The sequence below is a fragment of the Gloeothece verrucosa PCC 7822 genome (assembly GCF_000147335.1).
GTDB lineage: Bacteria > Cyanobacteriota > Cyanobacteriia > Cyanobacteriales > Microcystaceae > Gloeothece > Gloeothece verrucosa.
The window spans coordinates 104,549-128,771 of record NC_014501.1 but is presented as its reverse complement, the minus strand read 5'-3'; the positions used below and the strand labels follow the sequence as shown (position 1 = coordinate 128,771).

At 40.2% G+C, this 24,223-nt stretch carries 22 protein-coding genes; 12 read left to right on the top strand and 10 right to left on the bottom strand.

Annotated features, from left to right (window positions below):
* Positions 1 to 28: 28 nt before the first annotated feature.
* From CYAN7822_RS00555 to CYAN7822_RS00545, 4 genes are all read left to right on the top strand, one after another.
* Complete coding sequence (locus tag CYAN7822_RS00555) at positions 29 to 1,090, top strand: dipeptide epimerase (protein WP_013320278.1); 1,062 nt, start codon at positions 29 to 31, stop codon at positions 1,088 to 1,090.
* 32 nt (positions 1,091 to 1,122) lie between these two features.
* The gene (locus CYAN7822_RS00550) at positions 1,123 to 2,157 is read left to right on the top strand and encodes an N-acetyltransferase DgcN family protein (protein WP_041933419.1); all 1,035 of its coding nucleotides are present in this window, start codon (positions 1,123 to 1,125) and stop codon (positions 2,155 to 2,157) included.
* Positions 2,158 to 2,775: 618 nt separating this feature from the next.
* Positions 2,776 to 2,949 (top strand): hypothetical protein, encoded by a 174-nt coding sequence (locus CYAN7822_RS38495; protein ID WP_013320276.1) that lies wholly within the window; start codon positions 2,776 to 2,778, stop codon positions 2,947 to 2,949.
* A 321-nt stretch (positions 2,950 to 3,270) separates the two neighbouring features.
* Complete coding sequence (locus tag CYAN7822_RS00545; RefSeq protein WP_013320275.1) at positions 3,271 to 3,678, top strand: nuclear transport factor 2 family protein; 408 nt, start codon at positions 3,271 to 3,273, stop codon at positions 3,676 to 3,678.
* Positions 3,679 to 3,729: 51 nt separating this feature from the next.
* Here CYAN7822_RS00545 and CYAN7822_RS00540 read toward each other — a convergent pair whose 3' ends face one another.
* The 6 genes from CYAN7822_RS00540 to CYAN7822_RS00515 form a co-directional block, all read right to left on the bottom strand.
* Positions 3,730 to 4,212, bottom strand: a complete 483-nt coding sequence (locus CYAN7822_RS00540) for an adenosine-specific kinase (protein ID WP_013320274.1) — start codon at positions 4,210 to 4,212, stop codon at positions 3,730 to 3,732.
* Between the two features lie 63 nt (positions 4,213 to 4,275).
* On the bottom strand, positions 4,276 to 4,869 hold the full coding sequence (locus tag CYAN7822_RS00535; RefSeq protein ID WP_013320273.1) for a Uma2 family endonuclease: 594 nt from the start codon (positions 4,867 to 4,869) through the stop codon (positions 4,276 to 4,278).
* 46 nt (positions 4,870 to 4,915) lie between these two features.
* Entirely contained in the window at positions 4,916 to 5,797 is an 882-nt protein-coding gene (locus CYAN7822_RS00530) for a DNA adenine methylase (RefSeq protein WP_013320272.1), read from the bottom strand.
* A gap of 20 nt (positions 5,798 to 5,817) precedes the next feature.
* The gene (locus tag CYAN7822_RS00525; RefSeq protein ID WP_013320271.1) at positions 5,818 to 6,285 is read right to left on the bottom strand and encodes an RES family NAD+ phosphorylase; all 468 of its coding nucleotides are present in this window, start codon (positions 6,283 to 6,285) and stop codon (positions 5,818 to 5,820) included.
* Positions 6,282 to 6,731: an antitoxin Xre/MbcA/ParS toxin-binding domain-containing protein gene (locus CYAN7822_RS39285; RefSeq protein ID WP_013320270.1), complete on the bottom strand. Its 450-nt coding sequence runs from the start codon at positions 6,729 to 6,731 to the stop codon at positions 6,282 to 6,284. Before CYAN7822_RS39285 ends, CYAN7822_RS00525 begins: the two co-directional genes overlap by 4 nt.
* Before the next feature lie 91 nt (positions 6,732 to 6,822).
* The gene (locus tag CYAN7822_RS00515) at positions 6,823 to 8,367 is read right to left on the bottom strand and encodes an NAD(P)H-quinone oxidoreductase subunit N (protein WP_013320269.1); all 1,545 of its coding nucleotides are present in this window, start codon (positions 8,365 to 8,367) and stop codon (positions 6,823 to 6,825) included.
* Between the two features lie 481 nt (positions 8,368 to 8,848).
* Here CYAN7822_RS00515 and topA point away from each other — a divergent pair, with 481 nt between their 5' ends.
* Positions 8,849 to 11,488, top strand: coding sequence for a type I DNA topoisomerase (topA, locus tag CYAN7822_RS00510; RefSeq protein WP_013320268.1), 2,640 nt, complete (start codon positions 8,849 to 8,851; stop codon positions 11,486 to 11,488).
* A gap of 177 nt (positions 11,489 to 11,665) precedes the next feature.
* On the opposite strand, the gene CYAN7822_RS00505 is transcribed toward topA, so the two are convergent.
* Positions 11,666 to 12,532, bottom strand: a complete 867-nt coding sequence (locus CYAN7822_RS00505; RefSeq protein WP_013320267.1) for an alpha/beta fold hydrolase — start codon at positions 12,530 to 12,532, stop codon at positions 11,666 to 11,668.
* Positions 12,533 to 12,583: 51 nt separating this feature from the next.
* Between CYAN7822_RS00505 and lnt the strand changes: the two genes are divergently transcribed.
* Complete coding sequence (lnt, locus tag CYAN7822_RS00500; RefSeq protein ID WP_041933087.1) at positions 12,584 to 14,164, top strand: apolipoprotein N-acyltransferase; 1,581 nt, start codon at positions 12,584 to 12,586, stop codon at positions 14,162 to 14,164.
* A 24-nt stretch (positions 14,165 to 14,188) separates the two neighbouring features.
* On the opposite strand, the gene CYAN7822_RS00495 is transcribed toward lnt, so the two are convergent.
* Positions 14,189 to 15,076: a phosphatidate cytidylyltransferase gene (locus CYAN7822_RS00495; protein ID WP_013320265.1), complete on the bottom strand. Its 888-nt coding sequence runs from the start codon at positions 15,074 to 15,076 to the stop codon at positions 14,189 to 14,191.
* A gap of 214 nt (positions 15,077 to 15,290) precedes the next feature.
* Positions 15,291 to 16,007, bottom strand: coding sequence for a response regulator transcription factor (locus CYAN7822_RS00490; protein ID WP_013320264.1), 717 nt, complete (start codon positions 16,005 to 16,007; stop codon positions 15,291 to 15,293).
* 76 nt (positions 16,008 to 16,083) lie between these two features.
* On the opposite strand from CYAN7822_RS00490, the gene CYAN7822_RS00485 reads away from it, so the two are divergent.
* The 5 genes from CYAN7822_RS00485 to clpP all read left to right on the top strand — a co-directional run bounded on the left by CYAN7822_RS00485 (position 16,084) and on the right by clpP (position 20,180).
* On the top strand, positions 16,084 to 17,577 hold the full coding sequence (locus tag CYAN7822_RS00485; RefSeq protein ID WP_013320263.1) for an aminotransferase class I/II-fold pyridoxal phosphate-dependent enzyme: 1,494 nt from the start codon (positions 16,084 to 16,086) through the stop codon (positions 17,575 to 17,577).
* A 40-nt stretch (positions 17,578 to 17,617) separates the two neighbouring features.
* Positions 17,618 to 18,211 (top strand): precorrin-6Y C5,15-methyltransferase subunit CbiT, encoded by a 594-nt coding sequence (gene cbiT / locus CYAN7822_RS00480; protein ID WP_013320262.1) that lies wholly within the window; start codon positions 17,618 to 17,620, stop codon positions 18,209 to 18,211.
* Positions 18,212 to 18,462: 251 nt separating this feature from the next.
* A complete protein-coding gene (remA, locus tag CYAN7822_RS00475; RefSeq protein WP_013320261.1) occupies positions 18,463 to 18,729 on the top strand; it encodes an extracellular matrix/biofilm regulator RemA in 267 nt (88 codons plus the stop codon).
* Positions 18,730 to 18,746: 17 nt separating this feature from the next.
* Positions 18,747 to 19,325 carry a guanylate kinase gene (gene gmk, locus CYAN7822_RS00470; RefSeq protein ID WP_013320260.1) on the top strand — a complete coding sequence of 193 codons (579 nt, stop codon included), beginning with the start codon at positions 18,747 to 18,749 and terminating at the stop codon, positions 19,323 to 19,325.
* Between the two features lie 243 nt (positions 19,326 to 19,568).
* Entirely contained in the window at positions 19,569 to 20,180 is a 612-nt protein-coding gene (gene clpP, locus CYAN7822_RS00465; RefSeq protein WP_013320259.1) for an ATP-dependent Clp endopeptidase proteolytic subunit ClpP, read from the top strand.
* 60 nt (positions 20,181 to 20,240) lie between these two features.
* On the opposite strand, the gene CYAN7822_RS00460 is transcribed toward clpP, so the two are convergent.
* Positions 20,241 to 21,188, bottom strand: coding sequence for a hypothetical protein (locus CYAN7822_RS00460; RefSeq protein WP_013320258.1), 948 nt, complete (start codon positions 21,186 to 21,188; stop codon positions 20,241 to 20,243).
* Positions 21,189 to 21,957: 769 nt separating this feature from the next.
* On the opposite strand from CYAN7822_RS00460, the gene CYAN7822_RS00455 reads away from it, so the two are divergent.
* On the top strand, positions 21,958 to 24,210 hold the full coding sequence (locus CYAN7822_RS00455) for a ribonuclease R family protein (RefSeq protein ID WP_013320257.1): 2,253 nt from the start codon (positions 21,958 to 21,960) through the stop codon (positions 24,208 to 24,210).
* Positions 24,211 to 24,223: the final 13 nt, after the last annotated feature.

Sequence of the window (24,223 nt, the reverse complement as noted above, 5' to 3'; positions counted from 1 at the left end):
ATAAAATCAGTCTAGGTCTTTATTTTATATGGAATTGTCGGTTCAGCCCTTTACCGTTCACAAACGCTTTCCTCTAACCATCAGCAGAGGAACCAGTAGTCAAAATACTAATCTGTGGGTACGCATTAAAGACCAAGAAATTGAAGGATGGGGAGAAGCCACGCCCTTTTCAGTCACAACAGAAGGATACAAAAATACTTCATCCCTACTCGAAGAATTAGAGCAATTGACCTCTAGTTTAAAATCATTGACCCCCTTAGATCGTCAGTCCATAGAAGCCATTTTGACAGAAAAACAAGCCTCTAGCGCCGTGCGGGCAGCAATTGATATAGCCCTATACGACTGGCTAGGAAAAAAAGCCAACTTACCCTTATGGCGGTTATGGGGACTCGATCGCCGTAAAATTGTACCGATTTCGGTAACCGTCGGCATCACCTCACCCGAAGCCGCTAAACAACGAGTGAGAAACTGGCGGCAAGTCTTAGAACCAGAGATCATCAAAGTCAAATTAGGCTCACCTAACGGAATAGAAGCCGATCAAGCCATGTTACTAGCCATCTTAGAAGAAGCCCCACAAGCTAGGATAACAGTAGATGCCAATGGCGGATGGAGCCTTGATAATGCTCTTTTAATGGGTGATTGGTTAGCACAACAGGGAGTAGAGTATATTGAACAACCCTTACCCGTAGGAGAAGAAGACAAATTAGCCATCTTGTATCAGCACTCACCCCTTCCCATATTTGTCGATGAAAGTTGTTTTAGTAGTCAAGATATTATCCGCTTAGCCGCTTGTGTTCATGGCATTAATATCAAAATCATGAAATCTGGCGGCTTAAGTGAGGCCATAAAAATGATTCATCTTGCTAAAGTCTGCGGGTTAAAGGTGATGTTCGGTTGCTACTCTGACAGCACTTTAGCCAATACGGCCATGTTTCATCTAGCGCCCTTAGCAGATTACCTCGATTTAGATAGCCATCTCAACCTAGTCGATGATCCATTTACTGGGGTAAAGTTAGAACAAGGGCGTTTACTCCCCAATGACTTACCCGGTTTAGGCGTAACTTTAACAGTTAACAGTTATAAGTTATGAGTTTTGACTGACTAATGACTATTGACAAAAAAATGCTTTTAACTTCACAACATCGGGTTGCTATTCTCCTCCATGAAGGCATTCGCGGCACTCATGGAAAAACCGGACTTGCCTTTCTACGCTACGGGAAAAACCCTGTAGTAGCTGTTATTGATGCCGACTGTGCCGGACAATCTTTAGCCGCATTAACGAAAATAGATCGAGATATCCCCATCGTTAAAAATGTCAGCGAAGCATTAAGCTTTCATCCCGATGTTTTATTAATTGGCATTGCCCCTTCCGGCGGCGTATTACCGCAAGCCTGGTGGGAAGAGGTCAAACAAGCCATTATTGCAGGGGTATCCATCGTTAATGGCTTACATACCCCCATTGCCCCTCAATTTGACTTTTTAAAACCCGGACAATGGATCTGGGATATTCGCCAAGAACCCCCAGGACTGATGATCGCTAAAGCGAGGGCGAGATCACTCTCAAGCCGCCGCCTTCTTACTGTCGGGACAGATATGAGTGTCGGTAAAATGTCTACCTCCCTTGAATTGGATCGCGCCGCACAAAAACGGGGAATAAAATCGAAATTTCTCGCTACCGGACAAGGAGGTATTATGATTTCCGGAGAGGGTATCGCTTTAGATGCTATACGGGTAGATTTTGCGGCTGGGGCAGTAGAGCAGATGGTGTTAAAGTGGGGCAATGACTATGATTTATTATGGATAGAAGGACAAGGCTCTCTAGTGCATCCAGGGTCAACCGCCACTCTACCTTTAATTCGGGGAACTCAACCCACCGATTTAATTTTAGTCCATCGCGCAGGACAAAAACACATTAATAATGTCCCAGAAATTATTATTCCTCCTTTATCACAAGTGGTGCAATTATACAATCAGATAGCCAGTGTTTATGGGACATTTGGAGAAGTGAAAGTTAAAGCCATCGCCCTTAATACCTTTCATTTAGATTTAGAAGCGGCTCACAAAGCCATTGCTCAAGTTGAAGAAGAAACCGGACTTCCTTGCACTGATGTAGTGAGATTTGGGGCAGATTTATTACTCGACCAAATATTAAATTAATTGGGGTGTGTTCTACATCAGTGCATGATTTTTTAAAAAGTGCCTATACTCTGTAAGTATTTACGGATGACATAACATTAATAGGTTGCCAAACAATTTATCCTGTGTTAATAGCCAGTTGATGGCCTACTGTAATTCAATTGTTTGTCGTTTTTCCTCTTAAGCTTCTATAAGGAGTAATAGCAATTGATTTAGGCGGTTTAACTCGCCTATTTGTGCTGATGTTTAATGCTATTGGGGCTATGACTGCGGCATAGTGGCTTAAATAGAGCGAAACCAACTCATCTACACATCCCCCTCAAGCAGTCTCTAAGGAGTCTAAAAATAGAAATATTTTGAGATAATTATGTAAAATTTACATCAAAGCAAGTGAATAATTTAAGTCAATGATTTCCTTCGGTGTAAATACCGAGTTTTATAAATCACATCTCAAAAAAATCCTCAAGCTCAACTAAAATCTGTATCAACCGTCACTTCTAGAGTTTTTAATCTATAATTATTGTTGTCTTAATGTGATATTTTTAAAATCAATATTGGGTATAATAAAGATGAAACCTCCTAGACAGGAAAGCACCAAATTAATTAACAGACTGTCGGGAAATCCAAAAGGAGTGGGTTATGAAAATTAGCGACTTAGAAAAAATCCTTGTCCAAATTAAAGAAGAACAAGGTGACATAGCAGTTGTTTGGCGATCTCGACAACAGATCCATGTTTTACTCGAAGAAATTCACCCACAGCAGATTAAAGTCTTAACTAAAACCTCTGAGCCTAAACTATTAATCACTTTTTGATTAAGATTGATAGATTGTAGAGCAGCAATTATCGATTATTTATCTCAAAGTTTCTTTACTATCAGGAGGAAGCGGGAAATAATTCCCAAAACCTCCTTTTTAAAATGCAAATGCTACTTGAGCCATAAGGGCTAATACTGTGGACACCAGAGCTATTATAGCTATTTCTCTATCTTCTTGATTCATAGCATAGATTAATTTGTATAGTTGTTAGCATTATGATAGCAGAAAATTTATAAAATCGCTTACAATGATTTTTAATTCAGTGCGGAACACAGTGAAGCACCTCAGTAAATCTCAACAATAAAATAACAATCAATTATGGTTCAAAGCCATCAGCAAATTTCCCAAGAAATCATCACTCAACGAGTAGATGAGTATTTTGCCAGCATGGAAAAAATGAGTGCTTCCATTTGGCGAGAAATTTTTGCCGAAGATGCGAGTATTCAGGACCCTGTAGGAAAACCGCCTTTTAACCCCCATGAGATGGCCGATAAATTCTTTGGATTTTTAGCCGGTTTTTATGACAAAATTGAACTTTCACAAGACCAAACCTTTATCGCCGGTAATTCCGCCGCTATTGTGTGGACCATGAACATTAGCAGTAAACAGGGTCGTCAAGCTACCTCAAACGGAATTAGTGTCATTGAAATCAACCCACAAGGAAAAATTCAACAAATTTCATCTTATTGGGATGAAGCGGCTTTAATTAGTCAACTCCGACCCTAAATATTCCCCATTTATCCTCGTTTTGTGCGTTATATGCTCCAAAATGGGGAATTAGAGTTTATAACCGATCTTGCGTAAAAACTCCTGACGGGCCTGAACATCTTCAGGTTTTTCCACCCCTTTAGGAGAAAAGCCATCTATAACGCCTAAAACTCCCCGTCCTTGTTCGCTTTCAGCCACAATGACCTCTACAGGGTTAGCGGTGGCACAGTAAATATTACAAACTTCCTGACACTGTTTAATCGTATTTAAAAAATTAATGGGAAAAGCATTCTTGAGAATAATAATAAAACTATGGCCGGCGGCTACAGCTTGAGCATTTTTTGTAGCGACTTCTTGTAATTGTTCATCATTACCAGCAACCCGAATTAAACAAGGACCAGAAGCTTCACAAAAAGCCAACCCAAACTTAACCTGTCCTGAAATGCCTACAATAATCTCATATAAATCTTCTACTGTCTTAATGAAGTGACTTTGACCGAAAATAATATTACACCCTTCAGGAATTTCTAAAGAGACTGCTTTCAGTTCCATAAACTCTTTTCCTAAGCTCTTTACTCAAATTGTAGGATAAATTGAGTACCATTCATCAATCATTTATTTTTGTATCGCTTTTCGGAATTCAATGACAGCATCATATTGATCTGAATAATTTATGTAGCGGCTTAAAAGTTCTAAATCTAAATCTGGTAAAAACTCGCTACGGGCAATTTCTTCATAACCTTGTTCTCGCAGACGATAAATAGATAATTTATTGTTTTTCCATAACCAAACTTCAGGAACTCCTAACCCTTGATAAATGGATAAAATATCTAAGCCGCCACTACTAATAATCACTTCTATCGCCAGATCTGGGATCTCTTTTTTTGTTTCAAGATTATAAGACTCATCTGGTTCTTTTCCTCTTTTGGCTAATTCCTGTTTTAAAGTTGGCGAACCACATCGATACAATCTAATCCCTTTATCTAGAGAGTAAATATCTAAAAGTCGACCAATAGTTGCTTTTTTATACTCATGTTCAGGAGAAGGAGTCATGATTTCTAATAGTCCCTCAAGATAGCTCATTTTAGCCCCTGGAACTTGATCTAGGGTTGTTCGGAGGGTTTCGTACTGTTGCCAGCTTATCCCCTGTAAAATAATGCGTTGTTCGCTAATGAGTTGTTCTGATGGCTCAATAATTGGGGTTTTCATGGTCATCATTCCAAACTGAGGCAATTATAATTATTATAGCTAAAATTTAGTAAAATAAATTAAGATTTAATTGTTCAACTGATTTTAGTGTTTGATTAGGTTTAACTAAATAATTGCTAATCATTAACTCTTTGCCTTTAGCCGCTTTCTCCTGCTTGTAATTATTCATCCCATATTGCAACTCCCACTCAAATAAATTAAAGTCAGCAAAATTCTTGGTAATTTCCGGCGAATTATCATAAGTGATTAGCCATTGATGCTGACATTGTTTAACAGTATGAGCAAAGCGGCTATGATCAAAAGAAGTATGTAAATTTCCATCTTTTCCATAAAGTCTAGATGGTGTGGCATAAAAATAGGGTGGATCTAAAAAAGAAAATACATTTTTTCCCGGAGTGAGTAATAAGTCACTATAATCTAAATTCGTTATTTTGACATCTTTTAAGATGGTTTCTAATTTTTCTAATCGTTCTATAGAAGAATCTGTAAAGCGTTTATGAAAAGATTGTTCAGAATATCCGCCGGATTCTACTGTGCCAGAAAATGTTATTCTATTTAAAATAAAAAAACGTGCGGCTCGTTCTAATTCTGATAAGGTTTCTGGATTGATGGTGGTTAATTCTACAAATAATTTTTTTCCTTCTGTAGAAATTGCTTTTACTTGGCGAATTTTTTCTATTAAAGTTTTTAAATCCGATTGGGCAATTTTCCAAAATATAAATAATTCTGGGTTTAAATCATTAATCCAATATTTTAAATCTGGGTATTTTTGTTTAAGATAAATAAAGACAGAACCGCCGCCAATAAAAGGTTCTCGATATTCGGAAAACTTTTCGGGTAAATATTGAATAATAGTTTGAATAGCTCTTGATTTACCACCAGGATAACGAAGAGGACTTTTTATAATAGATGAATTTTTTTTAGACATAACAACATAATTTGAGCGGGTTATTTCCACATACGCGGGTCTAAAATAAAAAGTTCTTCAGGATAAATTGTAATTTTGGCAAAGTCTGGATGTAAGGGATTTAGTAAATAATTATATTCAACAGGGATAATTACTGAAGGAACTTTGAGAACGGCTGTTTCTTGTGAGGTAAACCAATCATCACCAAGAGATGCTAAAATTTTTGGGGCAGGAATATCACGCCAATTTGAAGGCAAGGTTTGTTCAGCAACTAATTTAATAGATACATCATCTGGAATATCAGCTTTAATAGCAACAAAAAGATTACCCGCGTCTTCTATCGCCATGTGAACGAAAGTTTCAAGTGCTGCTAATGACAGAGTAGCAGAAGTATATACGATACTAGATCCTTTAGAGTTCCAGCGTCCACCAACTAATTTAGCTCCTATTCCACTAAAAGCTGTGGCTGCATATTTTTGTTTAGAAATACGCCAAACCGTTGTACTCAACTATAGACTCCGTATTCGATTCGATTTAGTAATTCATAAACTTGCTGTACCCCTTGTTCTGTATCTAATAAATCTAAGGGAATAACTTCTCCTAAAGCTTTATTTGGTCTTTTCAACCAGTTTTGCGCCACTTCACTATTTTCAAAGACTTCTACAGCATAATTGAGGACTAAAATAGCAGGAAGACCGGCATAATCAACAGAATAGTTAAACTCTAATTTTGAAGCAGTTACTTCATCTGCAATACTATTAATGATATTTTGCATTAAGTCAGGTTCATTTTTTAGCTGTTCAATAAACTCTTTTTTTAGAGTATTTTTGGTTGAATCAACTACAGAGGAGTACCTTAAAGATGCTCCTGAGTAGTTCTCGCCTCCATATATTATTTTTCCTATAAGAGTTTGGCCACTGACATTTATATTTATGTTAGGTTTATCTTTTGACATGACATACATCTCTATTTTAATTAGCTTTACTTTAAGTATAAAAAAGTTTAGTTGGGTTTTGCTATTGCTCAACCCAACCTACATAAATCAATTACTTATCAGCTTGAGAAATTTGGGTACTAATTACGGCTGACTGTAAAATCGGGGTACTGGTGACAGAATCATTCGCCAAAGTAAACAGAGGATTCGATAAAATCCCCGCTAAAGAAGTGGCAACCACCGTTAAAACCAAACCCACTTGAAGAGGACGCATCCCCGGTAAATTCCAACGAATTTCCGGATAATTTTTCACTGCCTCGGACATATCTTGAGGTTCTTTAACCACCATCATCTTAACCACACGAATGTAGTAATAAATGGAGATCACACTGGTGAGTAACCCCAACAAAACTAATCCATATAATCCGGATTTCCAACCTGCCCAGAACAGGTAAATCTTACCAAAGAAACCCGCTAACGGAGGAATCCCCCCTAACGACAACAAACAAATACTTAAGCCTAGAGTCAGTAAGGGGTCTTTTTGATACAATCCCGAATACTCAGAAATCTGATCGGTTCCCGTCCGCAGCGAGAAGAGAATGATACAGATAAAGGCCCCTAAGTTCATAAACAAGTAAATCAGCAGATAAAAAATCATGCTAGAGTAGCCGGCATCACTTCCGGCAGTTAACCCAATCATGACAAAACCGGCTTGACCAATGGAGGAATAAGCCAGCATCCGCTTCATACTGGTTTGGGCTAAGGCTACTACATTTCCCAACACCATACTCAAAATAGCGAGGGCTGTAAAAATAAAATGCCACTGTTCGCTGACTAACGCAAAAGCCGTCACTAATAAGCGAATAGCCAAAGCAAAACCCGCCGCTTTTGAACCCACAGACAAGAAAGCCACCACCGGAGTCGGAGAACCTTCATAAACATCTGGAGTCCACTGGTGAAACGGTACAGCCGAAATTTTAAAGGCAATACCAGCAATCACAAAAACTAAGGCAATAGCCAGTCCTAAAGACTCTCCGCCACTGGCATTAGTAATTTTAGCCGTGATCGCCTCTAAGGTTGTCTCCCCTCCAGATAACCCGTATAACAAAGACACACCATAAAGAAAAATCCCAGAACTCGATGCCCCAATTAACAGGTATTTTAAAGCCGCCTCATTAGAACGAGAGTCACGCTTCATATACCCAGTCATCAGGTAAGAAGAGATACTCAGCATTTCTAGGGAAATGAAAATCATCACCAACTCCGACGCGCCACAGAGAAACATTCCCCCTAAAGTGGCACTCAGCATAATGGCGATAAACTCAGCTAAAGAGGTTCCCGATTGATCTACATAGCGTACCGACATTAAAATTGTTACAGCAGTAGACAGAGCAACAATCGACCGAAAAACAATACTGAGATTATCTCCATTAAAAGCCCCTAGAAAAGACCGAGGATCAGGGTTATCCCACTGAAAATAAAGGGCAACCACTGATGCCAAAAGTCCGGCGATCGCCAGATAGGGCAACGATCCTTTAGAACTGCGCCCGAAAATCAGATCGCCAATGAGAACCACCATTAAAGTGATAATTACGATCCCTTCTGGCCAAATTGTGCCCGCATTAAGCTGGGAAGCGACAAAACTAGAAAAATCCATAGGGTTTAGACAAGTTGAATCAAATTATTCAGACGGTCTGAACGCTCAAACTTTCTAAATTATACGTTTTTATTGAACAGGCAATAGGGAGTAGGGGAATGGATAAAGGGGAATGGATAAAGGGGAATGATTAATGACTCATGACTCACCTGTTGTAAAATCACTGTCTAAAAGGTTAACTTAGAAGCTAGGGCATCCTTCGTCACCACTCCTTCTCATTGCTTAAAAAACTTTTACATTAATTTTTAGCGATCGGATTGCCTGTTAACCCCAGTTGTGGGTATTTATAGATATATATAGATATAAAGCAACGAGAAGAACTACAAGCAAAGGCAACTCGATCATTTTTGCGGCTGAGTTTTAACTTCTGTTGTTCCCCTTGCTCGTTAATTGTTAAAACACAAACTTATAATAAACTCACTCTCGTCAAATTAATTCGGTTGCCTAGTTTTACTCGTAAATCTGTAAGCGGTTAACTCCTATGTCAACTCTTGTCATCGTCGAATCTCCTACAAAAGCTCGTACAATTAGAAATTATCTGCCCAAAGACTACCGTGTCGAAGCATCGATGGGTCATGTACGGGACTTGCCGGCTTCAGCAGATGAAGTTCCCCCGACTTTTAAAGACAAAGACTGGGCTAATTTAGGAGTTAATGTTGATCACAATTTTGAACCCCTCTATGTGGTTCCTAAAAACAAAAAGAAAGTCGTCAAAGAACTCCAAGAAGCCCTCAAAGAAGCCGATCAGTTAATTCTAGCCACTGACGAAGACCGCGAAGGAGAAAGTATTAGCTGGCACTTGATGCAACTCCTGAAGCCAAAAGTGCCCATTAAACGGATGGTGTTTCATGAAATTACCCGAGAAGCCATTCAAAAAGCCCTGAAAAATTGTCGTGATATCAATGATAATTTAGTCCACGCCCAAGAAACTCGCCGCATTTTAGACCGACTGGTGGGCTATACCCTCTCTCCCTTACTCTGGAAAAAGATCGCTAAAGGATTATCGGCCGGTAGAGTTCAATCTGTAGCGGTTCGTTTACTGGTAGAACGAGAAAGAGAACGCCGCGCTTTTAAAACAGCCAGCTATTGGGACTTAAAAGCGATTCTTGAACAGGATAAATCCAAGTTTGAAGCTAAATTAATTACCTTAGCCGCCAAAAAACTGGCAACCGGCGCGGACTTTGACCCAAAAACCGGCCAACTTTTCCCTAAACGAGATGTCGTTCTCCTCAATGAAGCCCAAGCAACAGCCTTAAAAGAACGTCTCAAGGATAAAACCTGGACCGTTATCAACACTGAAGAAAAACCCACCACCCGTAAACCGGCACCGCCCTTTACAACCTCCACCCTACAACAAGAATCGAACAGAAAAATGGGTATGGGAGCTAAAGAAACTATGCAAATTGCTCAAAAACTCTACGAAGAAGGCTATATTACTTATATGCGGACAGATTCGGTTCATCTGTCTGATGAGGCCATCGCAGCCGCCAGAAGCTGTGTAGAGCAAATGTACGGCACAGAATACCTCAGCCCTCAACCCCGTCAGTACACCACCAAAAGCAAAGGGGCCCAAGAAGCCCACGAAGCCATCCGCCCGGCCGGCAATGAGTTTCGCATTCCCCGAGAAACCGGCTTAAGCGGCGTAGCTTTAGGCTTATATGACCTAATTTGGAAACGAACAGTGGCCTCTCAGATGGCAGAAGCTAGACTAACTCAAATTACGGTCATCACTCAGGTAGAAGACGCTGAATTTCGTTCATCGGGTAAACAAATTGATTTTCCGGGCTTTTTCCGGGCTTATGTGGAAGGAACAGATGACCCAGAAGCGGCTTTAGAAGACCAAGAAGTGATTCTTCCCCCCTTAAAAGTTGGGGATCATCCTAGTTGTAAGCAATTAGATGCCCTCGGACACGAAACTCAACCCCCCGCCCGCTATACCGAAGCTTCCCTCGTCAAAACTCTCGAAAGTGAAGGGGTAGGCCGCCCCAGTACCTACGCCAGCATTATCGGCACCATTGTAGAACGCGGTTATGCCCAAATGCGAAATAAAACCCTTGTGCCGACTTTTACCGCTTTTGCTGTGGTGAGTCTTCTAGAACAACATTTTCCGGACTTGGTAAATACAGGGTTTACCTCAAAAATGGAACAAACCCTTGATGATATTGCTAGCGGCGAAGCCAAATGGCTACCCTATCTCCAAAAGTTTTACTTAGGAGAACATGGCCTAGAAAACCAAGTCAAACTCAGGGAGCATGAAATCGATCCGAGCAATGCTAAAATGGTTCCCTTAGAAAATCTCAACGCTACCGTCAAAATTGGCCGATTTGGCCCTTATGTAGAAGTCCAAAACGGAGAAGAAGTCGTTACCGCCTCGATCCCCACAGAATTAACCCCTGCTGATCTCGATCCCGAAAAGGTTGAATTGCTTCTCAAACAAAAAACAGAAGGTCCTGAAAAGGTTGGGTTCCATCCTGAAACCGGCGAACCGATCTATATGTTAATTGGGACTTACGGACCTTATGTTCAACTCGGAGAAGTAACCGAAGAAAACAAAAAACCTAAACGCGGTTCTTTACCTAAAGGTGTTAAACCTGAAGATGTGACTTTAGAAATGGCCGTAAATTTGTTATCCCTTCCTCGTACCTTGGGAAGTCATCCAGAAACGGGCGCAAAAATACAAGTTAATCTCGGACGTTTTGGACCTTATGTGGTACATGATCAAGGAAAAGAAGGAAAAGATTATCGTTCCCTTAAAGCGAGTGATGATCTCTTTACGATTACTTTAGAAAGAGCCTTAGAATTATTATCAGAACCTAAAAAAGGACGCGGAGGTGGGCGTAGTACCACGAAAAAGCCGCTTAAAGAATTGGGCCTTCATCCAAAAGATAATGAACCGGTCAATATTTATGATGGTCCCTATGGTGCTTATGTAAAACATGGTAAAACCAATGCCAAAATGCCTGAAGGTGAAACCCCAGACACCCTGACTTTAGAAAAGGCTTTGGAAGCATTAGCCACCAAAACTACTACTAAAAAAAGTACCAGCACAAGCACTAAAAAAAGTACCAGCACAAGCACTAAAAAAACTACGACTACCAGGAAGAAAACCACTAAACTATGATTAGTGGATTAATGACAATGATTAGGATTAATAAAATGATTAAGACTATCATCTAAAAAAATCCTAGTCCATCAAATCATCACATTAGACCTCTTGCACAAATCATCATTTTTGAAGAAAACGACTAAAGAATCAAACCTTTCCCCTTTTCCCGAATAAAAGCAAGAAGTCTATTAATCATACTCCAGAGGTTTGAGCTAACCAATTCTCAATCACCTTAATTTGTTCATCACTCATCAAGGCCGGCGCATGACCAACATAAGGCAAAGTAACAAGACTCATCTGGGGATTAATTTCTTTCATTTGAGTAATCGTATCCGGCAATAATAAATCCGACTCTTGACCATATAATAATAAAATTGGACAAGAAATTTTTTCCCACCAAGGCCAAAACTCTTGTGCTTTGATAGAATTTATCGGAATATTTTGATAAGGATAAGATATTTGAGGATCGTAATTTAAACGATAACCGCCGCTAGGTAAAGTTTTAACACTATATTGAGTCAAATGTTGCCACTGTTCATCCGTCAAATTGCCAAAGGGTTTATAAGTATCTCGGATATAAATTTCAGCCGCCACTAAATCCGGAAAATCCGGTTTTTCTTTGAGTAAATAGCCGGCAATTCGTTGCATGGCTTTTTCAGGAATAAATGCGCCTACATCATTAATGATTAAACGACGGATAGGAGACTCTGCTTGAGATGCAATTGCCATGCCAATTAATCCTCCCATCGATGTCCCTAACCAATCTACTTGGGTAGCATTTAAATGTTTGATTAACCTTAAAATATCTTGAGCATAAACTATTAAATTATAATCTTTTGCCTCGGTTAACCAATCACTTTCTCCTCTGCCTACAATATCAGGACAAATTATACAATAATCTTTTTCTAATGCTTGAGCTAAAAAGTCAAAGTCTCTTCCGTTTCGGGTTAAGCCATGTACACAAATCAGAATATTTTGATTGTCTTCTTTCCCCCATTGGGTATAGGCCATTTTATGACTTCCGCCTGAATCCTCACAGGTAATATAATATTTATTCATATTTTTGTATTTTATGATTTGATTTTAGTTTAGCTAAAAATGAACAAAAAAATGAGGAAAATTTTCATCGCTTTCGGGAGCGGTATCTTAATGGGGTTGACTCCGGCTCCTGTGTCTGCTTGGTTTTTGGCTTGGGTTTCTCTTGCTCCTCTTTGGTTTTTGCTTTTTTCGCTTCCACTCCGGCGCAAAGATCGCCAAGAAGAAGATATTTTTAAAAGACATGATTTTCAAGAAAGTTTTATTCTTGGTTTCGTTTGGGGGTGCGGTTATCATGGATTAGCTTTATCTTGGATTACAGGAGTTCATCCGATGACTTGGATGGGAGTGCCTTGGTTGGCTAGTCTTGCTATTGCTCTTTTTTGTTGGTTTTTTATTACTTTTTGGGGAGCGATTTTAGTGGGGGTTTGGTCAATGGGAATGACCTGGATAAATTTACATTTAAAAATTAAATGGTTAAGAGTTTTAATGGGGGTCGCTTTATGGTGCGGCTTAGAAAGTTTATGGAGTCAAGGGGATTTGTGGTGGACTTCTCTATCTTATACTCAAAGTCCTCATAATCTTTTGATTTTACAATTAGGTCAGTTATCGGGAAGTTCCACAATTACCGCTTCAATTGTTGCGGTTAATGGTTTATTTGCTGAAATTTTATTGGCAGGGTTAAATAATAAATTTGTTAATTATCAAAAAACTTTTGCTTTATTAAGTTTACCGATAGCGATCATTTTTATTTTACACCTAACCGGGTTTTTTCTCTATAATCGCCCTCTGGTAAAAACCCCAAATACAGCCATTAAAGTTGGCCTTATTCAAGGCAATATTCCTAATCAAATTAAACTTTATCCTCAAGGATGGAAAAAAGCTATTGAGGGTTATACAAAAGGTTATAAGGCTTTGGCAGATGAAAAAGTTGATATTATCTTAACTCCTGAAACAGCTTTGCCTTTTTTCTGGAAGGATATTGTTAATTTTAGTTCTTTTTATCGAGCTATTTTAGATAAAAAAGTCCCAACATGGTTAGGAGCTTTTGGGCAACAAGGAACCAGTTTTACTAATAGTTTATTTACCGTGACCGGAACAGGAACACTCTTTAGCCGCTATGATAAAGTTAAGTTAGTTCCTTTAGGAGAATATATTCCTTTTGAAGAAATTTTAGGGGGCTTCATCAATCGATTGTCTCCTCTAGATGCTCATTTAGCTAGAGGAAAATCTGACCAAATTTTTGATACTCCTTTTGGTCGTGCCATTGTAGGGATTTGTTATGAGTCAGCTTTTTCTGAGCATTTCCGCCGCCAAGCCGCACTTGGAGGAGAATTTATCATTACGGCTTCTAATAATGCCCATTATAGTCAAACCATGCCCGCTCAACATCATGCTCAAGACGTAATGAGAGCCGTTGAAACCGATCGATGGGCGGCAAGAGCGACTAATACGGGTTATTCGGCGATTGTCGATCCTAAAGGTAGAACGTTATGGATTTCTGACATTAATACTTATGAGATTCATTCAGATATCATTTATCGACAGCAGACAAAAACCTTATATGTGACATGGGGAGATTGGTTGACAAAAATTGTCGTTATTTTGGCAATTACTATAGGATTAGTTAACGGGTTTATGATTAGAAATCATTAATTAGAAGTTAATTGCCTGGCCTTCTCAATTCAGTAAAGGTAACAACAACGTCACAAAATAATACACCAAAGGAGCCGTAAAAACATAACTATCCGTACGGTCTAAAATTCCTCCATGACCTGGAATTAACTGTCCTGAGTCCTTAACTCCTGCATCTCGTTTCATCATCGACTCGGTTAAGTCTCCTAATAGACTGACGATGCCGATCAATAGTCCTAATAATAAACCGGTAATTTCCCAGTAAGGCCACTCTAAATACCACGCTCCCCATTCTGCTACCAGAATGCTGCCGATAATGCCAAAAATCGCTCCTTCTACCGTCTTCTTAGGACTAATTTCCGACAACCGGGTGCGTCCGAACCATTTACCCATGACATAAGCCCCAATATCTGCCGCCCAAATACAGCCAAAAGCGAGAAAAGTTACGGTTAAAGCAGAAGGCAATAATTTAAGATGAGTCCACGAGGGCGGCCAATAACCCATCAAGGGTAAATTACTATTGGCAATTTCTAAGGGAGTCGTTGCCTGAGCAAATCCCACTCGCAACCTAACCCAATAACTCGGTAGATAACCTCCGTAAAACAAACCTAGTACCGAAGTTGAAATATCAGCAATAGTCGCTATTTTTGGCTGAAATAGTAAATAAAAACAAATTAGCGCCCCGGCTAAAGGAAATACTGCATCGGTTAAAGAGGGCGCAATCGTAGCAGTAATTAGAAGTAACTGGGAGACAACCAAGGTCGTCTTGGCAGCCGGTGCCATCCCTTTTGCCCTAACTAGGCGAAAATACTCTAATTGTGCTAGAAAAACTAACAGACAAATGCCGAGGGTAAAATACCATCCTCCGATGATGATTATCCCTAGAGCAAAAGCAATAGCAATAATGGCACTAATAATACGAGTCCAAGGCATAGGAGGAATGTTTATTTAATTGATTGGGGTGCCGAACAAATTCCGCTCTCTAGTCAAAAGAGTTAGGAAGATTAAGAAAGCCTTATCAAAGATTAACATTTATTTTACTTGAATTCTATAGATATGGAACTTTCTCTGATGTTATGGATGGGGACTGCGCTCAACATTTTTGTTCAACACTCTTTACTTAAAAATGTCTGCCATCTAATAGAATTCATTCTAGCGCAGGCGACTCAAACATATAGCCCTTTCCTCGCACCGTTTTAATTAATTTTCCGTCAAGGTCTCCAATTTTTTTGCGAATCTGCCCTATGTGAACATCTACCTTCCGTTCAGCCTTTTCTTGTTCATTATCATCGCTCCAAACCGATGTAATCAGTTCTGCACGGTCCCAAACCCGATTAGGATGAGTCGCTAGAAAATATAATAAATCGTATTCTAAAGTTGTTAAAGCAACAGGGTTATTATTCAGCGTCACTTCACATTTTTCTACATCAATCATTAACTCATTAAAAATTAGGCGATTCTGCAAAGTATCTGCATAGGGTTGGGTTAATGATCTTCGTTTAAATAATGCTCCTACTTTAGCCTTGAGAATTTCTAAGTCAAATGGCTTAGTTAGATAATCATCCGCGCCTTTTTCAAATCCTTCTAAAACATAATTCGTATCCGTCATACAAGTTAACATTAATACGATTACTCCGGTTTTGCGAATTTCTTGGCATAATTTAAAGCCGCTTTCATCCGGTAAATTTACATCCAAAATTACCAGATCTGGCTGGAATTTTTGAAACAGTCCCCGGGCTGTTTTAGCATCTGCTGCTGTTTCCGTTTCATAATTGTTATAACTAAAGAAACGAGAAATTAAATTCCGAACAGCCGCATCATCATCAACGACCATAATTTTGTTTTTAGGAGACTTCAAAATCATAACACTTGACTTTTATAAAGAATTTATGATCAAAGCAAAAATAGGATAAGCACAATAAACATCTTTCAGTAAACCCATGAAATCTACAGATTCTTTTTTTAAGTCCCAAAGTCAAGCCCCTTTACTTGAGACTTTAGCCTTGTTAGCGGGTCAACCGGATGCGGCTTTTTATACTCCTGGACATAAGCGAGGACAAGGAATTGCTACAAATTTAGCTAATTTACTAGGATATTTAGTTTTTAGTGCTGATCTGCCCGAGTTACCCGAACTAGATCATTTATTTGCCCCAGAAGGAGTCATTGCTCAAGCCCAATCCCTGGCCGCCGAAGCGTTTGGGGCAAAAAAAACCTGGTTTTTGGTGAATGGTTCAACTTGTGGGATAATCGCAGCAATTTTGGCGACTTGTCAAACTGGGGATAAGATTATTCTACCTCGCAATATTCATCAATCAGCGATCGCTGGCTTGATGCTTTCTGGCGCGGTTCCTATTTTCCTAAATCCAGCATACAACTCAAATGAAGATCTTGCCTATAGCATTACACCATCCTCTTTGGAAACTGCCTTAAAACAGAATCCTGATGCCAAGGCAGTCATGATAGTTTATCCCACTTATCAGGGGATCTGTGGTGACCTAGAGGCGATTATTTCCCTGACTCGACAGTATCATCTTCCTTTGTTGGTGGATGAAGCTCACGGCGGACATTTTTCCTTTCACCCTCATTTGCCGCCTAGTGCCCTTTCGCTAGGGGCTGATCTGGTCATACAATCGACTCATAAAGTTTTAGGTTCTTTGACTCAATCCTCTATGCTCCATCTCCAAGGGCAACGAGTTGAGGCGGACCGCATTAATCAAGCTTTACAATTGCTACAAACTTCCAGCCCTAGCTATTTACTGTTAGCTTCTCTGGATGCGGCTAGACAACAAATGGCTCTAGAAGGTCAACAACTGTTGACAAAAACTTTACAATTAGCGCAGGTAGCCAGAAGTCAAATCGCTCAAATTCCGGGGTTATCCGTCTTGGAATTAGAGGAACCGCTTCCTGGGTTTAGATGGTTGGACCAAACGAGATTAACGGTTAATGTCTCTCCACTGGGTTTAACTGGCTATGAAGTTGATGAAATTTTACATCAACAAATGGGGGTTACGGCAGAATTGCCGATGCTTCATCATCTAACCTTTATTATTACTTTTGGCAATACCGAAGATGATATTAATAAATTAGTTCAAGCTTTAAAAACTATCGCTGCCGATGCTGTTGTGGATGATAGGAGGGCACCAGTTCGTCCCCCTAGTCCAGTTTTCCTCTCCCCTTCTCCGATACCGACTCAAAGTCTTTCTCCGAGAGAAGCTTTCTTTTTACCTAGAGAAACTCGAGCAATCCATCAGACGATTGGTTATATTAGTGCTGAATTAGTCTGTCCTTATCCTCCTGGAATTCCGGTATTAATGCCAGGAGAAATGATTAACCCTCAAGCCATTACTTATTTACAGCAAGTTGTAGCTAGTGGGGCCATGATTACAGGTTGCAGCGATCCAACCCTTGCGACCTTAAAAATTCTCCGACCCTGATTTTTTTGATAATTTAACTCAAAATTTATTATTTTTATTTATGCTTTGGAATTTTAAGACTCCTGGTATTCCCGATCACCTTTTTGAGCGCTTACCCGGCATCCCCCTGAGTAAACGAGAAGTTCGATTGTTAATGATATCCGCTTTACAGATGGAAGAAAATTCTGTGATATGGGATATAGGGGCTGGAACAGGGACTATTCCCATAGAAATTGGTTTATTATGTCCTAATAGCAAAATTATTGCTGTAGAACGAGATGAAGAAGTGGCCAATTTAATTCGTCGTAACTGCGCTCGTTTTGAGGTCAAGAATGTAGATGTGTATCAAGGAAATGCTCCAGACTGTCTCAATGAACTGGCCGGACTCCCTCCTGATCGTATTTGTTTGGAAGGAGGACGACCTATTAAAGATATTATGAAAAGTGTATGGCAATATTTAAAACCTCAAGGCAAAATAGTAGCAACAGCCGCTAATCTAGAAACCCTCTACCTGATCTCTGAAGGATTAGCCGAATTACAAACCCGTAATATAGAGGTAGTACAAGCCTCGGTTAACCGCCTAGAAACTCGAGGGATTCATCAAGTTTTTGCGGCTGTCGATCCAATTTTTATTCTCAGTGGAGAAAAACTTTAGTTAAATTGGTTGAATGGCATGGGGTTGAGGGGTTTTTGTCAAGCTTACTTGTTCTAATGAGGCGAGAAATCAATCTGCTTATCTCTCTTAGGGTAGAAGACAAGACAGGCCATTTTAAGATAAATATGAGAGAAATCTGAAGTAAAACTAAAATTTAAAGGAGTTATCGTTGTAAAGCTTGATTTTTACCGATATTATTAAATAAGTATATCTCTTCGATTCTTTCATCTAAAACAAAGACTAAATCTATCATGGATATTCAACTTATCAATATTGGTTTTGGTAACATTGTTTCAGCCAACCGAGTCATCGCCATTGTTAGCCCAGAGTCCGCTCCCATTAAACGGATCATCAGTGATGCGCGGGAACGAGGACAGTTAATTGATGCTACCTATGGCCGCCGCACCAGAGCAGTAATTATTACGGATTCGAGTCATGTTGTTCTTTCTGCTATTCAGCCAGAAACTGTAGCCCATCGTTTTGTGGTTAATAAAGAAGTTCAAAGTAACAGTAACTAACTGTCACAGAAACTTCAATGAATTTCGGTCAATTAATTGTTATCACAGGGCCAAGCGGTGTAGGAAAAGGAACATTAGTCCGGCTACTTCTAGAACGTCATCCTGAATGGTATCTTTCCGTCTCTGCCACGACCCGGGCACCCCGAGAAGGGGAAGTGGACGGAAAGGACTACTACTTTTTTAGTAAAGAGCAATTTGAAATCATGATTCAGGCTGAAAAGTTTTTAGAATGGGCAGAATATGCCGGCAATTATTATGGGACTCCCCGTACACCAGTAGAAGAACAACTGCACCAAGGGAATTATGTTTTGCTAGAAATCGAATTGCTTGGAGCAAGACAAATTCAACAAACTTTTCCTCATGCTGTAAAAATATTCATTTTGCCGCCGTCAATGAGCGAACTAGAGGATCGTCTCCGAAAACGAGCGAAAGATTCAGAAGCGGTCATAGAACGCCGCCTAGAACGAGCAAAAGAAGAAATAGCAGCTAGTGGAGAGTTTGATTGGCAAATTGTCAATGATAACCTAGAAACTGCCCTTGACGAGATCGAATCGATTTTAGTGACAACCAGAAATCAAAAATCCGAAAATCTATGACAATTGGGTTAGGTCTGCTCGATGATTCTATAAGTTCGACAAAATTAGAATAGAAAGGTAGGCCTAACTTTTAAGAGAGGTTCCTCTGCCTTCGGAGCAATTGGTAATGGCTTATAGAAAATGGCTTAAGCAATTAGGTATTACTTTGGGCGTTCGTTAGCCGAATATCCCTAATTTTTTGTTCGCCATTCCCTACTCGCTATTTCGCTACAATATTAACTAAAACCCGAGGATAGAGACTCAATGATTCCTACCGTAATAGAAACTTCTGGTCGTGGTGAACGCGCTTTTGATATATATTCTCGACTGCTGCGCGATCGGATCGTGTTTCTTGGACAAGAAGTCACCAACGATCTAGCCAACCTAATCGTAGCTCAGTTACTCTTTTTAGAATCTGAAGACCCTGATAAAGACATTTACCTGTATATCAACTCCCCAGGGGGTTCAGTATCGGCAGGTTTAGGGATCTTCGATACCATGAATCAAATTCGCCCCGATGTCTGTACCATTTGCATAGGCTTGGCTGCTAGTATGGGCGCATTCCTTCTTAATGCTGGTGCAAAAGGAAAGCGCATGAGTCTGCCTAATTCCCGTATCATGATCCACCAACCGCTAGGAGGGGCCCAAGGACAAGCTACTGATATTGAAATTCAGGCCAAAGAAATTCTCTATCTCAAAGGTTTACTCAATCAACATCTTGCCAGCCGCACCGGTCAACCTTTGGAAAAAATCGCTGAGGATACCGAACGAGACTTTTTTATGTCTGCTGAGGAAGCCAAAGACTATGGGTTAATTGACCAAGTGATTAACCGCCGTCCTTCAGCTTCTAATCCTCTTCCTGTAGCCATTGGATAGGGCATTAAGGGATAAAAGGTAACGATAAAATCCTTTTATCCGCTCAACCTATTTTTGGATTTAACTAGGCAAACTTTCTAAATAGTTAAGGAACTCTAGCAATTCCTCATCATTTAACAAGTGACGTGATTTCTTGCCATAAGTTTTGAGCAGATAGTCACGTCCTTTTTCAGTTGTCCACCCTAAACGCTTCAGTTGAGCGTTGCTTCTGGCCATAATATCGGAAAAATCCAGAGGTTCAGCACTGTTGTCTTTTGACTCCACAGGAGGGGGTGATGCGGCACTCACTTCAGGTGTCACCGGAGTTTCAACCGCCATTTCCTCCTCCTCTGGTAAGCTTAAGGCTGTTTCTACAACCGGTGATAAATCTGGTGCGCTTAATTCGTTGACACTCTCCTCGGTTACTGAGAGGAGTTCATCTGGGGGGGTTATCGCTTTTGAGGATGTTTTTGCCACGCCCTCAACACTAGCTGTTTTGGGAGACAAGGATTGATTATCTAATGACTCTAACCCGTTGGCCTCCACTACCGATGATTCACTAACAGTCGCTAAAGGGGTCAATAAATCTGTATTTTCTGTTACCGTTGTCAATTTAGCTGGGGACTTTTTCCCTCCATTAGAGGAAGATTCACTTCGCTTTCTTGGCGGTAGTGGTTCCACGATAGGAGGTAACTCAACTTCTTGCACCGGTTCTGGCACTGTAGGCTCTATTTTAGTTGATTCAAACGAATTCAGGTCGGTGACTAAAGAAGCCTCCTTGCCCTTCTGTGGTGTTATAATTTCTGGCTCTTTCTCTATCGGTATAGAATCCAGATTTAAAACCGCTAAGGCTCTAATTCGGGCTTGATCTTCGGCAAGCTCAAGGGTTTCAGAAGCGGCTAATCCTGTGGAAAGGGTTATTCCATCCACTTGGACCAAGGCTTTAACGATATATTTGCCGTGTTCTATCAGGAGTAACTCACTGATCAAACACCCTTTTGGATAACGAGTTCGGAATTGATTTAACATAAGCTTGGATAAACTTGAGGTTGCGTGACTTATTAACAGTTCTTTCGTACTACTATCAATCACTTTAACGTTTTAGTAGCGATAATACCAACTAGGAAAAGACTTTTTTTGATAAAATTAAGGATTAAGTGCAATGTCTAGCCCGAGGAACAGATTCTTAAGAAATTGTACCTATCTTAACAAGAGTTAAACCTCAACGAAATCTATCTGTCAAACAGAATATCTTGTGAGAGGTTTGGAAAAATTTTCTAGATAGAAACCGTTACTCAGGGCCTGACAGTACCACTCATTTCTAGTTGCAACTTCACCGTCAGCTAGAAAATCCCTCTTAAACAAACTATCCCTAGTAGAAAAAAGGCTCTTGCCAACCCTTGTGGTTAGCTCCAACTCATTAGGGAATAAATGCCCCTGTTTCCTCTGGGTCTTCAGCAATGAATAGCAGTTGTGATTTGGGTAGAAGACATTTCTAGTCCTAGGGAAGAAAAAGAAAAGGAGTAAGGGGAAAAAACAAATTTTGACGCTTTACCCTTTAATTTTTACCCCGATCCCTGAATCTCTTGATCATTGTGTTTCACCCCGTTAACAATTGCTCATGGTGGACTTGCCCCCAACACAAGGGTAAATTCCCATTTTGGCAATTTTGGCATCTTTCAAGAGATGAGCCAGCATGGACCCATCTAGTCGCCAGACCAAAGTCAAGAAGACACAAGAGGTAAATTTTAACCTATCAGCCTAAACATCAATTCAATAAGCTCAAGGAATATTTTAAATGGAATTTTCAATCGCTACACTATTGTCCTATTTCAGTCATGACAAATTAGTCGCTGCTAAAGTTTTAGAAAAAAAGCTCGGATGTGAAGATGAAGTAAGCATCTACAAACTACAGATCGTCCTAGAGGCTTTAGAGCGAATCGGCGTATTAGTCAAAGAAAGAGGAAAATATCGGCGAGTTTATGAAGAGAATATCGTTGAAGCCAAATTGCGTTGTTCCAGCAAAGGATTCTGTTTTGCCATTCAAGATATAGAAGATGCAGATGACATCTATGTAAGAGAAAGCCATCTGAGTAATGCTTGGAATGGTGATCGCGTCCTGGTCAAAATTATTAAAGAAGGAACTCGTCGCCGCTCTCCAGAAGGAGAAGTTAAACTGATTTTAGAAAGGGCAAATCCCTCGCTTTTAGCACAAGTTAAACGCAATAATGGGGGATACCGAGCAGTTCCCTTAGATGATCGTCTCTTATTTGAATTAGACCTCACACACAATGAACAACAACTGGAAAACGCCGTAGATCATTTAGTTCATGTTTCCGTATTACGCTATCCCATTGGAGAACATCCGCCCCTAGGACAAGTCACTCGCATTCTGGGTAGCGATGCCGAAGCCGCCGCCGACACCGATATTGTCTGCTGTAAACACGATCTGCTTCATGCTTTCTCGGAGTCAGTTCTTAAAGCCGCCCAAGGACTGCCCAGAAGCTTTAATAAATCTGAACTGCAAAAGCGCCAAGATTTAAGAAAGTTGTTAACCTTCACCGTTGAAGATGGCGTACAACGAGACCACCCCACTTTTATAGAACAGGCCTTTACTCTCGAGAAACCTAAACCCGGCTGGTGGCAATTGGGGATTCACATCGCTGATGTAGCCCATTATATTGAGCAAGATTCGATTTTAGATAAAGCGGCAAAAAAACGAGGAACTAGCATCTTTTTACGCGAAAAAATCTTGCCTTTACTGCCAGAAGCCGTGACCGAACGATGTTCTTTAATTGCTGGTGAAGACCGTTTAAGCATATCCATATTTATCACCCTAGATCAAACCGGCAACGTCATCGAATTTGAAACCCTGCCGAGTGTGATTGAGGTAGATTATCAATTTACTTATACTGAAGTTCAATCCCTACTCAGTAAAAGCGAGCAAGTAGAGGCTCATTTAGTCTCTATTGTCGAAAAACTCAAAGAGATCTTTTTTACGCTATGTCCCTTAGTCAAAGCACAACGCTTACAACGGGGGAGCTTCGAAATTCAACTAGAAAAACAGTCTCCCTTCAAAGATGAAGGACGAGGCGGTACGGTACTGGTATCTTCTAACCTACCGGTACAATCATTAATTAGTGAATTAGCCATTCTTGCCGGTAAAATCGTGGCTGAACACCTGCGGGCCTTAGGAGTACCCGCTATCTACTGTATGCAGCCGGACCCAGACTGGGAAGAATTGGAAGATTTACTCAAATTAGCCAACAATTTAGGTTTAGATGTGGCCTTATCCTCAGAAGAGGAAGTGACTCCCCACGACTATCAAAACTTAACTCAAGCCTTTAGCCGCTCTCATGCCGTTAAAGTGTTAAGCTATATGCTCTATTCCACCTTAAAGCAAGTCAAATATACCAGCCATCCCTCTCCTCATTTTGGGTTAGCTTACTCAGATTGCTACACTCATTGCATTGCGCCTGGACAACGCTATGTAGACTTATTGATACAGCGTGTCTTAAAAGCCGTCTTTGCTGAAGGACGTGATCGCCCGAGCAAAAATGCTAAAATCACCGTTAATCTGGGCAGTAATAGTTGTCATGGTCAAATTAAGTGGAATGTTTTACCTCCTCAGCTTAAAGACGCTTTAGAAGAAGACTTTCATCTGATTGTCTCCCATCTCAATGACCGAGATAAAGTCGCAGAAGATGCTGAAAAAGACCTAGAGGGGTTAAAAAAAGCGGAAAAAATGAAAGAACGGACCGGACAAATTTTCCGAGGCTTAATTACCGGCGTTCAATCCTATGGTTTCTTTGTAGAAATAGAAGATTTGTTAGTGGAGGGTTTGGTTCATGTCAGTTCCCTGAAAGATGATTGGTATGAATACCGCGCCCGTCATAGCTGTTTAGTCGGACGGAAAAATCGCATCGCTTATCGTCTCGGAGATGAAGTCGAAGTGGAAGTGAAAAATGTAGACTATTATCGTCAGCAAATTGATTTGGTGACTGTAGGAGGGGGAAGCGCCCTCAGAAGTGAAGATTTAGATGATGACTAAGAATGCAAAATTT